The 15,679-nt window shown below is 42.1% G+C and carries 16 protein-coding genes; 8 read left to right on the top strand and 8 right to left on the bottom strand.

The window, feature by feature from the left end:
* The first annotated feature begins 96 nt into the window (after positions 1-96).
* The gene (locus J7E37_RS16720; protein WP_214779113.1) at positions 97-645 is read left to right on the top strand and encodes an HD domain-containing protein; all 549 of its coding nucleotides are present in this window, start codon (positions 97-99) and stop codon (positions 643-645) included.
* A gap of 252 nt (positions 646-897) precedes the next feature.
* Here J7E37_RS16720 and J7E37_RS16725 read toward each other — a convergent pair whose 3' ends face one another.
* Complete coding sequence (locus J7E37_RS16725; protein WP_214779111.1) at positions 898-1,401, bottom strand: YhcN/YlaJ family sporulation lipoprotein; 504 nt, start codon at positions 1,399-1,401, stop codon at positions 898-900.
* Positions 1,402-1,612: 211 nt separating this feature from the next.
* Between J7E37_RS16725 and J7E37_RS16730 the strand changes: the two genes are divergently transcribed.
* Positions 1,613-2,341, top strand: coding sequence for an esterase/lipase family protein (locus J7E37_RS16730; RefSeq protein ID WP_215025348.1), 729 nt, complete (start codon positions 1,613-1,615; stop codon positions 2,339-2,341).
* A gap of 42 nt (positions 2,342-2,383) precedes the next feature.
* Here the strand turns inward: J7E37_RS16730 and J7E37_RS16735 are convergent, their stop codons facing one another.
* Complete coding sequence (locus J7E37_RS16735) at positions 2,384-3,469, bottom strand: AI-2E family transporter (RefSeq protein WP_215025350.1); 1,086 nt, start codon at positions 3,467-3,469, stop codon at positions 2,384-2,386.
* 212 nt (positions 3,470-3,681) lie between these two features.
* On the opposite strand from J7E37_RS16735, the gene J7E37_RS16740 reads away from it, so the two are divergent.
* Both J7E37_RS16740 and J7E37_RS16745 read left to right on the top strand, forming a co-directional pair.
* Complete coding sequence (locus J7E37_RS16740) at positions 3,682-3,828, top strand: hypothetical protein (protein ID WP_214779105.1); 147 nt, start codon at positions 3,682-3,684, stop codon at positions 3,826-3,828.
* 183 nt (positions 3,829-4,011) lie between these two features.
* Complete coding sequence (locus J7E37_RS16745; RefSeq protein WP_215025353.1) at positions 4,012-4,434, top strand: hypothetical protein; 423 nt, start codon at positions 4,012-4,014, stop codon at positions 4,432-4,434.
* A 28-nt stretch (positions 4,435-4,462) separates the two neighbouring features.
* Here the strand turns inward: J7E37_RS16745 and J7E37_RS22135 are convergent, their stop codons facing one another.
* The 5 genes from J7E37_RS22135 to J7E37_RS16765 all read right to left on the bottom strand — a co-directional run bounded on the left by J7E37_RS22135 (position 4,463) and on the right by J7E37_RS16765 (position 9,487).
* Positions 4,463-5,299 (bottom strand): PhnE/PtxC family ABC transporter permease, encoded by an 837-nt coding sequence (locus tag J7E37_RS22135; protein WP_251009722.1) that lies wholly within the window; start codon positions 5,297-5,299, stop codon positions 4,463-4,465.
* A complete protein-coding gene (locus J7E37_RS22140) occupies positions 5,296-6,096 on the bottom strand; it encodes a PhnE/PtxC family ABC transporter permease (RefSeq protein ID WP_251009723.1) in 801 nt (266 codons plus the stop codon). Before J7E37_RS22140 ends, J7E37_RS22135 begins: the two co-directional genes overlap by 4 nt.
* 1 nt (position 6,097) lies before the next feature.
* Positions 6,098-6,844, bottom strand: coding sequence for a phosphonate ABC transporter ATP-binding protein (locus J7E37_RS16755; RefSeq protein ID WP_215025356.1), 747 nt, complete (start codon positions 6,842-6,844; stop codon positions 6,098-6,100).
* A 9-nt stretch (positions 6,845-6,853) separates the two neighbouring features.
* Positions 6,854-7,726, bottom strand: a complete 873-nt coding sequence (locus J7E37_RS16760) for a putative selenate ABC transporter substrate-binding protein (protein WP_214779099.1) — start codon at positions 7,724-7,726, stop codon at positions 6,854-6,856.
* Between the two features lie 207 nt (positions 7,727-7,933).
* On the bottom strand, positions 7,934-9,487 hold the full coding sequence (locus J7E37_RS16765; RefSeq protein ID WP_215025360.1) for an ABC-F family ATP-binding cassette domain-containing protein: 1,554 nt from the start codon (positions 9,485-9,487) through the stop codon (positions 7,934-7,936).
* Between the two features lie 301 nt (positions 9,488-9,788).
* Here J7E37_RS16765 and J7E37_RS16770 point away from each other — a divergent pair, with 301 nt between their 5' ends.
* Together J7E37_RS16770 and J7E37_RS16775 are read left to right on the top strand one after the other, a co-directional pair.
* A complete protein-coding gene (locus J7E37_RS16770; RefSeq protein WP_215025362.1) occupies positions 9,789-11,189 on the top strand; it encodes an LVIVD repeat-containing protein in 1,401 nt (466 codons plus the stop codon).
* A 220-nt stretch (positions 11,190-11,409) separates the two neighbouring features.
* Positions 11,410-11,691, top strand: a complete 282-nt coding sequence (locus J7E37_RS16775; RefSeq protein WP_192472366.1) for an AbrB/MazE/SpoVT family DNA-binding domain-containing protein — start codon at positions 11,410-11,412, stop codon at positions 11,689-11,691.
* Positions 11,692-11,737: 46 nt separating this feature from the next.
* Here the strand turns inward: J7E37_RS16775 and arcA are convergent, their stop codons facing one another.
* A complete protein-coding gene (gene arcA / locus J7E37_RS16780) occupies positions 11,738-12,970 on the bottom strand; it encodes an arginine deiminase (protein ID WP_214779094.1) in 1,233 nt (410 codons plus the stop codon).
* 481 nt (positions 12,971-13,451) lie between these two features.
* Between arcA and J7E37_RS16785 the strand changes: the two genes are divergently transcribed.
* Together J7E37_RS16785 and J7E37_RS16790 are read left to right on the top strand one after the other, a co-directional pair.
* Positions 13,452-14,642, top strand: coding sequence for a glycine C-acetyltransferase (locus tag J7E37_RS16785; RefSeq protein ID WP_214779092.1), 1,191 nt, complete (start codon positions 13,452-13,454; stop codon positions 14,640-14,642).
* A 67-nt stretch (positions 14,643-14,709) separates the two neighbouring features.
* Complete coding sequence (locus J7E37_RS16790) at positions 14,710-15,654, top strand: L-threonine 3-dehydrogenase (RefSeq protein ID WP_215025366.1); 945 nt, start codon at positions 14,710-14,712, stop codon at positions 15,652-15,654.
* Positions 15,655-15,679 lie beyond the last annotated feature (25 nt).

Genomic DNA, 15,679 nt, shown 5'->3' on the forward strand with positions numbered 1-15,679 from the left:
ATGGTTAAAGTAAGAAAGCAATAAAGTGCATTTCTTTATGATTTCTGTTAACATTCATAAAAATGAGGGTACCACATCAGCTAAGGAGGTTATGAAATGAGGGATGTAACTCTTTTGGACGTATTTGAACATCATATTGCCCAGAAATATCTGAAGCGTTCTGGCATGGCCCATGCTATTGCTGTTGCTTACCACGCATTCCATCTTGCCAGGGAGCATAATGTTGATGTTGATATTGCCGCAAAAGCCGGTTTCCTGCATGACATCGGGCATTTCACCTGGTACAGGAACGGCAAATGGGACTATGAGCTCTACCGTAAAAATGACATCCATCCAATTAAGGGAGCAGAGAGAGCGCATAAACTCTTGATCCGTTTGGGTGAAAACCCCGTGCAGGCGAAAGCCACTTCACTTGCAATCCTTTTCCACACAGACTCCTTTTTGCCTTCAAATGATATTGTCCGTACTCCGCTTCAGCAGGTAGTGAAATGGGCAGATGAGAAAGACGAAGAAGAAGGCGGAAACCATCATTACAGGAAAATAGAACATGAACGAGCAAAACAAAGCATTATCAGGCTCGATAAAATGATTGATGAAGTGCTTATGAATGGTGAGAGCGGGGGAGGAACACAATTGCCTTCTTAAATACAAAAGGCTCTTTTCCCAAACTTTGTTGCTTTTGACTGCAAAATAGGATTGAATGACCTATGTTTCTTCAAAATTAAAGCTTATATCAGAAAAGAGCTTGCATACTTAATACCGAACTACAAAATGGCTTTTTATCACGTTAAAATCGGCTTTAGGATTTTAACAACAATCTTTACGAAAACAGTCATACAAAAAGAGCATCGGTTTTATTACCCGATGCTCTTTTTCAATCTCATGACCAGGCTTGGCTTAGCGAGTGCCCGGGAAAGATCTTTCTATTGTAGCATTGAAGTCTTCAGTAAGCCCGACGGCCGGTCTTCCGGTCTGAAGTTGTTCCCTATAGTCTGTCATACTGACAACAAAGTCTGCATTGGATGATACATATACATGAGTAATTGACTCATCGGCGATTTTAACCTGTTGAGAAATTTTATTCTCTAAATCTGCCGGAATACCCTTTGTATCACCGTTTTCGAGAACTACGGCCACATAAGCTTTTCGCTGCCCGGTGATGACAGTTGCGCTTTGAACTTCATTGAGCATTTCTACTTGCTCCTCCGCATCTTCCTCCACATGCAACCTGTATGTTTGATTATATGAATTGGAGGTGTACTCCTGGTTGATCTTCTGGATTTGTGCACCGCCATTATTTATCTGATAAGTTTCTGCTCCCTCATCCGTATATGTATTGCACCCAGTGAACAAAAGGACGGTCATAATCAGAATAAGCAACTGTACGCTAATTCGTTTCATTGGCAAATCCTCCTCATTTTTGAATCGCAAATAGAATGTCCAAACCGAAGGGATTTTATTCAGAATTTCCCAACTTGCTAAGGCGGGTAAAGAGTATTATTTGATGGCCGAGTGTGTTGGGATACATGGGAATGCGAATAAAAACAAGATGGAGGAATTTTACGAAAGCGCTGCCATAAGATTTATAGAATGAAATCTTAGGAGGTTATCAATGAAAAAGACCAGGAGTTTAGTGAGTATCGCTGTGACAATTGTTTTCATTCTTTCTATCTTTTCAACAGCCGAAGCGGCTAAAAAAGTGCCTGTTGCTTCTGAGAAGGACCCAGTCGTTTTTGTCCACGGTTTTACGGGTTCGTCCTCCAGTTTTGACAACATGAAAGAATGGCTTATCAGCCAGGGATGGCCATCCAATTACCTTTATGCTATTCAATATTCAGATACTACAGGAAGCAGTGTTGACAATGCGTACGAATTGCAAACATTCGTGAAAAACGTCTTGCGCCAGACGAAAGCATCAAAAGTAGATATAGTCGCACACAGTATGGGCGGGCTAAGTACTCGATACTATGTAAAATATCTGGAAGGTGCTCAAAATGTCGATGATATAGTCACTTTAGGTTCGCCTCACCATGGAACGAATTCTTCGTATTTTGGGTTGTGGACGGAAGGAGCACGAGAAATGGTTCCTGGAAGTGCATTCCTTAACGAATTAAACAGTGTTGACGAAACTCCTAATGGGAGTGACACTTCAGCTGTCATTCAATGCACATCTATATACAGCAGTGCTGATACAGTCATTAACCCTTATACGAGTTCAATCATTGAGGGTGCAGAAAATATCGAAATTAGTGGTGTAAGTCATAGCGGCTTGTTGACTGATTCAACAGTAAGGCCTCTGATCCTGGATGGCTTGGAGGATGGGGGACAGAATACAAACTAAGCAGTAAAAAGGCCAGCTGCGCGGCTGGCCTTTTGTGCACGTTTATGAATCCGGGTTGATAAGGTTCTTCTTTTCCCTAAGTTTGTAAAATTTCCAGACATCCTTTGTGACGATTTTTACAACTGAATAAAGTGGTATGGCAACTAGAATTCCTATGAAACCATACAAGGATCCTGCCGCGATTAACAGAAGGATGACGGTAATCGGATGGATGCTGAGTTTTTTCCCCATTACCTGAGGAGTGACCAGATTCCCTTCAAGCTGCTGCACGACTACCAGGACAGCCAATACCTTCAACATCATCATTGGACTGCTTGTGAGAGCTACAAACAACGCTGGAATGACACCAATAATCGGTCCCAGGAAGGGAACGACTGTCAAAAACATCGTGAAAATAGCTAAAATAAGAGCGTAGTCAAGCCCGATAATCTTGTAACCAATATACATAAGCGTACCATCCACAAGTGCAATGATGAATTGTCCCGTTACATAAGTGAACAGTGTTTTATCTATATCTTTCAAGATTCTATTGCCTTCCTGCTCATGTTCATCAGGAATCAGCTTCATAATATAAGGCCTTAATTTTTCATCATCTTTCAGAAAGAAAAATGCAAGAAACGGGACTACACCCAGTACAGTCGCGATACTCGTAATCACGGAAAATACTGTCATAATATTTTCCCCGAGGTTTTTTGAAACCCTGCTTAGATAGTTTAGTGCCCTTTGCTTGATTTCCTCTGCATTAATAAAACCAAGCTGATTATCATTGATGACATTTCTCGATTCTTCCGCAATTTCCTCTACCTTCTGAGGGAAATTTTCACTAAAGTCACTGATTTGTCCTCCTAATAGGGATCCCGCAAAATAAATAAATCCTGTGAACAACCCTGCTACTAAGGCGAATACAATCAATATACTCGCAATCTTTGGCATGAATCGGTCAAGCCATTGAACTGGCTTCCGTAATATATAATATATGAGGCCAGAAATCAGAACAGGAAAGAAAATGGCAACAATAAAGTTTTGCAGAGGCCAAACGAAGTAGTCTATCTTCCCAAAGAGTAAAATGATAAGCAGCAGCATGATCGTTCCTGTTGCGTATTTAAAAAAAGGTCGTTGAATCCACATATGGTTACCCCCTGATTACTTGTGTCTCTTTTTAATACATACCTTATTGGATTGGCCGCTAAACAAACTGGTTGTCATATAGTGGACAGTACCTTCATATAATTATAAAAATTGGTAGTTTGATATAAGTTTTAAAGGGTAAATATTCTGGTCAACAGAAATAGAATCGCAGCATTAGCCACTGGTCATCTTCTGTGTAAAGGAGTCTCTGTATGGTTGCAGTCGAAGAACATCTGTTATTTATAAAGGAACTTGGCCGTTTATTTGATGAGTACGCACAATGCGAGAATAAGGAACTGAAAAATGAGATTTATAAAGATATTCAGCTTTTAGGTGAAGCAATCAATATCAGCAACTAGGTTCAAAATAGATTCCGGCAAGCCCTTGATCAGCGGCTTGCCGTTTTTATTTGGGGAGCATAAATCCCAGATAGTATTCAGAGGTTGGTTAACAAAAAGGTCTTAATTGCAGTTATATTTAGGAAAGCCAGCCATCTTTCTTTCATATATATGAAACAAGCATATGAAAGGGGAGGGTTATATATGAGAATTGACCTTTCGAAAGACCAATATTTAACACTCGTGAAATTAATGCAGCTTGGAAATTGGCCGCTTGGGTTGACTGAAGCAAATAAGGAACTGGTGAGTAAAGCGGAGGATCTTGAACAATACATTTTTTCGCTCGCAAGCGACTTTGAAGCTGGTGATGGCATTTACTATGACAAGGAAGAAGAGTATTATTACCTTTCCGAGGACCTTAAAAATATGGTTGAAGCGATTATAGACGAATACGAGGAAGACGTATTTTGGGACCAGCTAACCCATAAGCTCGCAACGATTGATTTGAAGCGCGAAGTCAGCATCAATGCTTCTATAGAACAAAAAATCAATCGACTTTTCCAGCTGAAAGCGCGTTATGAAAAATACTTCCTCGAAAATGGACTGGACAAGATTGATATATTGTAAAGGAAAATCCGGCCGCATCCAGGCCGGATTACTTTATGAAAATTCTCGCTTTTTCTGAAATGTAGTCAGCGGCAAATACCAGGGCAAGATAGAAAAATAACAAGAGAGCTATATCTGTGTAATGGAAAAAACTCATGCTCAGCTTGAATTGCTGACCAAGCCCCCCTGCGCCAACAAAACCAACGACAATCGTCGTCCGCATGATGACCTCCCATCGGTAAAGGATGTATGTCAAGAATCGAGGAAGAGCAGCTGGCAGCACTCCATACAGCAAGAGCTGAAAACGGCCTGCTCCGGATGAGGAAAGATTGCGAATCGGCCTTGAGTCTAAATCTTCGATCACCTCTGCAAAAAGCTTTCCGAGAATCCCGTAATTATGAAGAGCAAGCGCGATTGCTCCAGGCAAAATTCCTGGTTTGAAGATAAAGATAATGATCATCGCCCAAACAAGCTCTGGGACGGCCCGGGAAAATATATAACCGGCGCGGATCGTACCAAATGAAATCCATCCATGCCATTTTTTTACCAGAGTAAGAGATCCGTCAGCAACATTCCGTGCTGCCGGAACAACCGTTATAAGTGCGGCAATTGTCGCGAAGCCAGTTGCCATCACACTCATGACCAAAGTTTCGATTGTAAGTTCGAGTGCGTTTTTCCAGTTTTCAGCATTTAGAAAAGCAGGGCTTTCTTCTCCGAAACCCAATAGGCCTTTAAAGAACTTGCCTGCATAAAAAAGGTTCTGTTCTGAAAACAGTAAAGACAAGCTTGCCTTTTCCAAGGTAAATATCGATAACCAGGATCCCCCCGCAAGGAGGAGCAAGGCATAAATAGAGAATGTCACAAAGCTTATTCTCCGTTTCTTCATTGGACCAGCCTCTTTCTCAATTGATTGCTCCACAGGTCGATCACGATAACAAGGATGATTAAAAAGAAGACGAAAGTCCAGACCTCATTATAATGCAGGTCATCAAGGCTCAACTGTATTTGATACCCCAGGCCGCCGATTCCGACAAAGCTCATAATAGCAGATGAACGAACTGCGCACTCAAATCGGTACATCGCATAACTGGTAATGCTCGCCCTGACCATAGGCAAGTAACCATACCATAAAGCCTGCAGTTTAGAGGCGCCTGCTGCTTCCAAAGCTTTAATAGGTTCTCTGGGTACGTCCTCCAGCATATCGGCAAAAATTCGGCCATGGATGCCGCCATAGGGTATAGCCAGGGCAAAAATAGCGGCAAAAGGAGAGAGACCGATCGAGGCGACGAACAACCAGGCCCAAACGAGTTCATGAATGGCCCTCATGAAGCCGAGCTGCCCTCTAAAAAAAGGCCGGATATACCTTTTGATTTTTCCATCAGAAACCACAATCCCTGCAGCAAAAATGCCATAGAAAAAGGCAATGATAATCGCCAGACTCATACCTGCGGCTGCATAAGAAAGAGTAGTCCAGCTTGATTCCAACGCCAATAGGAGGATGTCACCCGATAAATCAGGTGTGAAAAAGGCTCCCGCAATTTGTTTGGCTGTTATGAATCCTCCGCTATGAATCAAGCTGCTATTCCATTCAACAGCGAAAAGGCTCAACATGAATGTTAAACTTAGAATCAGTGTTAGAATCTTGCGTTTATGGAGCTCAAAACTCAACCATCTTTTATCCATATCAAGACAGCTCCTTTAGTCTGTAAAGGCTCTTGATATGCTCATCAGTTACAGAGGAAGCGGGGAGGTCAAAGAAAAGTTCACCATCTTTAAGTGCTACCAATCTATCGAAGTATTTTCTTGCGTAATCAACAGAATGGAGGCTGGCGATAAGTGTTTGGTTCTCTTCTAAAGCGATTTTAACCAATAGCTCCAGCACGTCTTCCGCACGAGCTGGATCAAGTGAGGCAACCGGCTCATCGGCCAGGACGATCTCAGGACTCTGGACAAGGAGCCTGGCAAGCGCTACCCGTTGTTGTTCTCCCCCTGAGAGGGATGAAGTTTTTTCATATAATTTATCTGTTAATCCCACCCGGCTCAAAGCCTGGATAGCATACTCCTTATCCTGAGGGATCAGCATGGAAAGAAGCGATTTAAAAATCCCCCATTCAGACAGCCTCCCAGCAAGGACATTATGAATGACCGGAAGCTCACCGACAAGGTCAAACTGCTGACGAATGATGCCGATTTTCTTTGCTCTCTTTTTCTGATCCATAAGTTCGGATAAAGGGCGGCCGTCTACCAGGATTTGACCTTGATCTGGTGATAGAATCGCTGCCAGCATGTTCAGCAAAGTAGTTTTACCTGCTCCGCTTGGTCCTATAAGCCCAACCAATTCTCCCTTTTTTAGAGTAAAAGAAAGGGAAGATAAGGCCATCTTCCGCTCATAGATTTTCGATATTTGATGAAGACTTATTATTTCTTGCATGTATTCCACCTACTTGATGATCTTGAGTTGCTTTGCGACCTTTTCTATCGCTTCGTAATTTTCATTCTTTGTCTCTATGAATTTATCTGTCTGCAATAATTCCATGATTTCATTATCTTCTGAAGTCATGGAAAGTATAGCCTCTTTGAGTTTAGCTTTGGTATCTGCATCCATCTTATTTAATGTCCAGTTGTAGTCATAGTACTCAGGAGTTGTATAAAATACTTTTACCTTTGATTCATCTACTTTACCTTCTTTTACAGCTGCTTCCCATACAGAAATATTTAATGCGCCTGTCTGGAACGCACCTGATTCCACAAGCTTATATGTTTTATCATGTGAACCGGAGTAGTTAGGCTTTCCATCAAGATCCTGATCCGGGTCTATTCCAGATTCCGTCATAAAGTAGCGCGGCATTAAATGACCGGAAGTCGAGCTTTCACTGCCAAAAGTAAATGACTTTCCTTTTAAATCTTCCAGGTTATCAATCTTAACATCACTTTGGGCAATAAATACGGATTTAAACTTTTCATCGATTGGTCTCTGTGCAAATGCCTCAGCTTCCGGTACTAAGTTTCTTGCTTGTACACCAGTAAGACCGCCAAACCAGGCAAGTTGGATTTCGCCGCGTTCAAAGGCAGTGACAAGCGCCGAATAATCGACAGAAGGGACATACTCAACATTTAATCCTGTCTTCTCTTCTAAGTCCTCCGCAAAATCCTCCATGCTCCTGTTCAAGTCTGCTGCATTCTGGTCAGGAATCGCACCGATTTTGATAATTTCAGTTTTTGCGTCTTTTTGTCCTTCATCTGTACCATTGGCAGAACAAGCCGCAAGGGTAAAGACCATCAATAAGCTTAATAATGTGATCAATTTTTTCATTTGTTATCACCTTTATAAATAAATTTTATGCACCCTATAAAATTTATCAATAACATGTAGATAACTCAATACTTTTTGAAGAAATTTATTATGAATATTATGGAAGGGAAGGATTATATTGCTGTCAGATCATTTTATAAACCAGCATTCCTGCGTTCAATAAAAATAATGAACCTGACGGAAATTGCCGTCAGGTTCTTAAGGGTTCTATTTCGAGTTTTCAGCCCATTCTTCAACATTCCAGACTTTTGTTACCCAATCTTCGTAGAAATCTGGTTCGTGGCTGACGAGGACTATCGTTCCTTTATAAGCCTTCAATGCTCGTTTTAATTCTGCTTTCGCCGTGATGTCAAGGTGGTTGGTAGGCTCGTCAAACAACAGCCAATTGCTCTCGTGCATAAGCAATTTTGTCAGGCGGACTTTCGCCTGTTCACCGCCGCTAAGCTGGTTCAACGGACGGGATATATGTTCATTCTTCAGGCCGCCGCGTGCCAATGCCGCGCGGACTTGATGCTGATCCATGCCCGGGAATTCGCTCCAGACATCTTCAATCGGAGTGATGCTTCCTGCTTTCACTTCCTGTTCAAAGTAGGAAGGGAAGAGGAAGTCACCGCGTTCGATCTTGCCGCTCAACGCAGGGATTTTCCCGAGCATCGTTTTCAACAAGGTTGATTTACCGACACCATTCATCCCGACAATCGCAATCTTCTCACCGCGCTCGATCGTAACCGACATTTTAGGGAGAAGTGGGTGAGTATATCCAATTTCAAAGTCTGTGCCTTCAAATACATAACGGCTGCTAGCTCGCGATTCTTTGAACTCAAAAGTAGGTTTGACCGCTGTTTCTGGTCTGTCTATCCGTTCCATACGGTCAAGCTGTTTCTGTCGACTCTTTGCACGGCCCGTTGTCGAATAGCGCGCCTTATTTTTGGATATGAATTCTTCTTGCTTCTTAATGAATTCCTGTTGCTTTTCATATGCGTTGATATGCTGATTCTTGTTAATCTCGGCCAATTCCAGGAATTTTTCATAGGTAGCAGTATAGCGTGTCAGCTTTGAAAATTCCAGCTGGAAAATAACATTTGAAACAGGGTTCATGAATTCAGTATCATGTGAAATCAGGATAAATGCATAAGGGTAATCCTTCAAGTATCTTGTAAGCCACTGGATATGCTCGACATCAAGGTAGTTGGTGGGCTCATCAAGCAGGAGAACCTTTGGTTTTTCAAGCAAAAGCTTTGCAAGCAGGACTTTTGTGCGCTGACCGCCGCTCAAAGCAGAAACATCGCGGTCTATACCGATTGCGTCCAAACCAAGACCCCGCGCAGCTTCTTCGACCTCCATATCAAGCGAATAGAAGCCTCCTGCATCTAAAGCATCCTGGATTTCGGCCATTTGTTCAAGCAGCTTTTCGAGCTCCTCGGGTGTTGCATCCGCCATTTTTGCTGTCACTTCATTCAGTTCTTCTTCTTTCTTAAAAAGAGGAAGAAACGCATCCCGCAATACATCACGAATTGTTTTTCCTGGTGTCAAAACTGTATGCTGGTCAAGATATCCATACTCAACACCTGGTGTCCATTCAACTTTACCGGAATCGTGTATTAACTGCCCGGTAATGATATTCATCAAGGTCGACTTCCCTACACCGTTCGCTCCTACGAGACCAACGTGGTCTTCTGCCAGCAAACGAAACGAAACATCCTTAAAAAGGGTGCGATCCCCAAATGTGTGGCTTAAATTTTCTACATTTAATAAACTCATGATAAAATCCTCGCTTTAATCTATTTTAAGAGAACAAATATTTTACAATCACATTTATTAATCATACTAAAATCTCTGGTTTTCGACCAGCGTTTTCTAGGTTGGAAGAAATGGAAACTGAACCTCGCAGCTTTATGGAATTTTACCTAATTCGGTTTTCGAAACAACTACCATAGACTTAGAAGAAAATTACTTAATTAGGATAAAATAACTGAATTTACATAATATACAGTTTATTAATTGAAGCCGAGTTTCCACCTCTGCTATATTGTTATTCAATACATAGAAGGAGGTTTATACAATGAAAAAACGGTTGTTATCTAGTCTGATTCTAGCTGGTGCCTTGACGGTCTCTTCAGTCCCATTCAATGTCCTTGCCCACGACGAACTTGGTGATGTCAATATTGAAAAAGGAGAGAGGGCTGGATATAGCAACGTTTCTGTCCCGGTAATGGAGGGCAGCAAAAACCTTCAATTTTTACATGAAGCAGCCGCTCCTGAAATGGAGACGGTAAGAGCTGACGGAAAGCAGAACAGCTTTGCAGATGTCTATGCACATAAAGGATATGCCTATCTTGGAACACACACAAAAAATGGCGGAAATGGCGGGGTAAGGGTATTTGATATGAAGGATCCGTCAAATCCTGAAGAGGTTGCTGTTTTTGCCAATAATGATATCCCTGGAACCTGGCAGGAAAAAGTGATCGTAAAAAGCGTCAACACTCCATCGTTTAAAGGTGATCTTGCCGTAGTGAGTGTCCAGCAGCTTAGCCGTAATAACCCTGACTCAAAAGGCGGATTCTTGCTTTATGACGTTACAAACCCTACAGAACCAAAGAAGCTAGGATTCTATGAAGTTACGAAAAAGACAAATGGAACACATGAATTATACTTAACGATGCAGGGGAACCGCGCAATCGTACTTGCTGCCAATCCTTATGCAGACTATTATAGCCATGGGGAGGAGAAGGACTTCCAGGTCGTGGATGTCAGCGACCCTGCCAACCCTCAAAAACTATGGGAATTCGATCCAAGAATGCTTGAAGAAATTCCGGACGATTTTAACGGTTACCATTGGAAATCTCCTGACGGAAAAACCCGTTCAGTATTCAACCACAGCACGATGATAGATGAAACCGGAAAGTATGCCTATGTCTCCATGTGGGATTTGGGAACAGTCATTTTTGACATCAGCAATCCTGAAAACCCTCAATACCTGGGACGTACAGATTTCAGTTCCGACCAGCAGGGGTCCGCACACTCGGCAACCCTGGCTAAAGGAGGCAACGTACTGATTGAGACCAGGGAAGTCTATAATCCTACGAAAGCAGGCTATGAACAATCCTATGGTTACACAAGGATTTTCGATATAAAGGATAAAACGAATCCTAAACTGCTAAGTGAGTTCAAAACTAATTTAGTTGATAAGGTTGAGGATGGTGTTACGTTCGCAAACACGGTCCACGATCCTAAAGTCCATGGAAACACATTGTACTTGTCCCATTATGCAGGAGGAGTATATGCGGTGGATATAACAGATCCTGCAAATCCTGTTCAGGTTGGACAGTATGTTCCAGAACAAAGTGATGTATGGGGAGTGTTTGTTGACAGGAATTACATTCTTGCCTCTGATATTGGATCAGGATTGAAAGTATTGCTTAAGAACAACAGTTCTTCCGCTGCAACACACGGTATGGAATAGTGCGGGGAGAGCACGCAACCATTGCGTGCTCTTTTTTTTTTCAATTCATATAGATTGATTAATTAATCATATTTCCTGGAGTAAACGCTGGTTGCAGAACCAAAACTGACACATTTTAAATGTAAAATAATGCCTTGTTTTGCTATAATTGTATTGGGCTAGAATTTATTCAAAGAACTGACATCCACATCCCATACTTTTTAGAAGGGAAGGATGCTTTATGAAGGCTACAGGAATTGTGAGGAAAACAGATCAGCTGGGCAGAGTGGTCATTCCGATGGAGCTTAGGAAAAAACTGAGCATCGGTGAAAGTGATCCGCTCGAAATATTTGTTGATGAGGATATGATTATCCTGAAGAAATACCAGCCAGATTTGACGTGCCTCATAACCGGTACAATCAGCAATGATAATATGTCACTGGCAGATGGAAGGATCGTCTTAAGCAAAGAAGGAGCTGAGCAGTTAATCAAAGAGCTGCAAAGCTACCTGGCAACCAACTAGAATATACATGTAAAGCAGTCCTGCTTTTCCAGGACTGCTTTTTGATTTACAAGTCTTTTCGGTAGATAGGCATGCTCATGCAGCGCGGGCCGCCGCGTCCTCTTGATAGCTCCGAGCTTGGAATCTCAATTACTTCCACGCCATTTTTGCGCAACAAGTCATTCGAGACGTAGTTTCTGTCATAAGTGACGACTACACCTGGGGCAATTGCCAGAGTATTTGAGCCGTCGTTCCATTGCTCGCGGGCCGCTGCGATTTCATGTCCGCCTCCGCATGGGATTAATACGAGCTCCTGCAGGCTCAGCACTTCCTTCAGTGTTTCAGTTAAATTGGAGCGTTCCGAAATGTTCAGCTTGTCAGGATCCATTCCTTTTTCGAGAATATAGATTTTCATATTTCCATTAGGTCCTTCAATAGCATGATGGATCGTGAACTTCTCGTGGTCCACCATGGTAAAAACAGTATCTAGATGCATATAGGCTCTTAATTTAGGGATCTCAACAGCAACTACTTTTTTAATAGTGTTGTTTCTTGAAAAGATTCGTTTCGCCAATTTTTCAATTGCCTGCGCGGACGTTCTTGCACTAACCCCAATCGCAATTACCTCAGGACTGAGTACCAGCTCATCTCCGCCTTCTAATGGATAATATTCATCACGATCATACCAGTGCGGAATATCATGATTGGTGAACCGTGGATGGTGTTTAATGATAAAGTCCATGAACAACGATTCTCTTTTTCTTGCACCTTCACACATTCTGTTAAGAGAGATGCCATTTCCAATTACAGCTGCCGGGTCCCTAGTAAAATAAAGGTTTGGCATTGGATCAAGAAAGAATGGGTAGTAATCATCGAGCAGCTCATGTAAATGTAATTTTTTTTCTTGCTCGATTTCTGATTTAAGAACTCCAGACATGACTTTTCGAATCATTTCATCAGTTGAAAGAGAATGAAGATACTCTTCAACCGTTTGCCTTGAGCCATTCAAGTTGCTTTTGCTTTCGTTCAATACTTGATCGATGAACTGTTGATGGATTTCTTCAGTATTCAGTGCTTCTTCCATTAGTTTTTCCAGGTAAAGAACCTCAACCCCGCGGTTTCTTAATACATCAGCGAAATAATCATGTTCTCTCTGGACGGCGGGTAAATAAGGGATATCATCAAAAAGAAGTCTCTCTAAGTACTTAGGTGTAAGATTTTCGACTTCCTTTCCTGGCCGGTGAAGGACCACGGATTTTAACTCGCCAATTTCAGATGTTACATTCAAAGGGTATTTCATATATGCAGCCTCCATATTCAGTATCTATTTCTCTATGAAATAAGGAGGAAGTGATTATTATGTAGAACTCAAATTTCACTGCCCCCGCCAGACTGCTTGCCTGCAGAATGGCTCCCTTTTCTATACCCTTAAATAAACTTTCAAACCTAATTTAAGAATTCCCCTGACTAAAGTTTTGCCTAAAGTCCAGAAACCCCCTTTTAAAAGCCAATGTTAAGGTTAATTAAAAACCTTGTCTTCATTGTAAGGGCAGTTCACAAAATATCATGCATTGTGACGAAAAATAGGGGAAAATAAACAGGTAAAAAAAGAAAGCGTTTTCTGTCCTTCATAGATGTACAAATAAAATAAATATGATAAAGTATATTTTGTGAACATACATGAATTATGGAAAAAGAGGCTAATTCATTGTCCTCTCTAGAAAGACAGATGTATCCAATATAATGACATGCCAAATGTGACGGCAGAAAGGGGATTTACGATGTCTAGTAAAACATTGGATCAGTTTTTAAATGAGAACCTGAAGGATTTAAAAGGGAAGGGTTTATATAATGTTATCGACCCGCTTGAAAGCCCTAATGGACCAGTCATAACCATCAATGGGAAAGAAATGATCAACCTTTCCTCTAATAATTACCTTGGCCTTGCGACAGATGAGAGATTGAAAAAGACTGCTGATGAAGCCATTGCTAAATTTGGAGTGGGGGCAGGTGCAGTACGGACAATCAACGGTACACTCAAGCTGCATATAGAACTTGAGGAAATACTGGCGAAATTCAAAAAGACAGAAGCTGCGATTGCATACCAATCAGGATTCATGTGCAATATGGCTGCCATTTCAGCAGTAATGGATAAAAATGATGCCATCCTTTCTGATGAATTGAACCATGCATCAATCATTGATGGGTGCCGTTTATCCAGAGCTAAGATCATCCGCTTCAATCACTCAGACATGGAAGACCTTCGTGCAAAAGCGAAGGAAGCGAAGGAGTCAGGCCAATACAATAAAATCATGGTTATCACTGACGGCGTGTTCTCTATGGACGGTGACATCGCAAAACTTCCGGAAATTGTTGAAATCGCAGAAGAATTCGACCTTATTACATATGTGGATGATGCACACGGTTCAGGTGTATTGGGTGAAGGTGCTGGAACTGTTAAGCATTTCGGCCTTTCAGATAAAGTCGATTTCCAGATCGGGACTTTATCGAAGGCAATTGGTGTAGTCGGAGGCTATGTAGCTGGTAAACAAAATTTAATTGACTGGCTGAAAGTAAGAAGCCGTCCATTCCTTTTCTCGACTTCGCTCACTCCGGCCGATGTTGCTGCCAGCATTAAAGCCATTGAAATCCTGATGGACAGTACAGAACTGAACGAGCGTCTATGGGACAATGCAAACTATCTGAAGGATGGACTGCAAAAGCTTGGTTTCGACATTGGCCATTCTGAAACGCCAATCACCCCATGTATCATAGGGGATGAAGTCAAGACACAAGAGTTCAGCAAAAGGCTGTACGAAGAGGGAGTGTACGCTAAGTCAATCGTATTTCCTACCGTACCCCGCGGAACTGGCCGCGTAAGGAATATGCCTTCGGCGGCACATACGAAGGAAATGCTAGACAATGCCATTTCAATTTATGAAAAAGTAGGCAAGGAATTAGAAATTATTTAATTGAATAGGCCGGTTTGATTAACAAGCCGGCTTTATTTTTTGGGGGATAACGGGAGGAATACATAGAATGAAAAAAATCTTGATCACTGGCGCGCTTGGCCAGATTGGCTCTGAATTAACAGTTAAACTACGTGACATTTACGGGCAGGATAATGTAATCGCGACGGACATCAGGAAAACCGATTCAGCAGCTGCAGCGAACGGTCCATTCGAGATCCTTGATGTCATGGATGCAAATAAAATGGCCGACCTGGCCAAGAAATATGAAGTCGATACCATCATGCATATGGCAGCATTGCTATCTGCGACTGCTGAAACGAAGCCGGTATTTGCCTGGAACCTCAACATGGGCGGATTGATGAACGCTCTTGAAACGGCAAGAGAGCTAAATTTGCAGTTTTTCACGCCAAGCTCCATTGGGGCATTCGGGCCGAATACGCCTAAAGACAAAACACCTCAGGACACAACTCAGCGTCCAACCACAATGTATGGTGTCAACAAGGTTGCCGGAGAACTGCTGGCGGATTACTATTTCCACCGTTTCGGAGTAGACACAAGGGGTGTCAGGTTCCCTGGGTTGATATCCTATGTAACCCCTCCAGGCGGAGGTACAACTGATTATGCCGTTGAAATTTACTATGAAGCAATCAAAAATGGGAAATACAGCTCGTATATAGATAAAGGTACTTATATGGACATGATGTATATGCCTGATGCGCTTGGAGCGATCATCGATCTGATGGAAGCTGATTCTTCAAAGCTGATTCACAGAAATGCTTTCAACGTGACGGCAATGACCTTTGATCCAGAGGAACTGACAGCGGAAATCAAGAAGCATATTCCTGGATTTGAAATATCCTATAATGTCGACCCTGTACGCCAGGCAATCGCGGACAGCTGGCCAAACTCCATTGATGCATCAGCTGCAGCTGAAGAGTGGGGTTTCAAAGCGAAATATGATCTTTCAAGTATGACTGCTGACATGCTGGAAAAATTAAAAGCAAAGCTATAGATAAAAGGAAAAGGTGAAATCTCAT

This window comes from Bacillus sp. ISL-39 (assembly GCF_018613295.1).
Lineage (GTDB): Bacteria > Bacillota > Bacilli > Bacillales > Cytobacillaceae > Mesobacillus.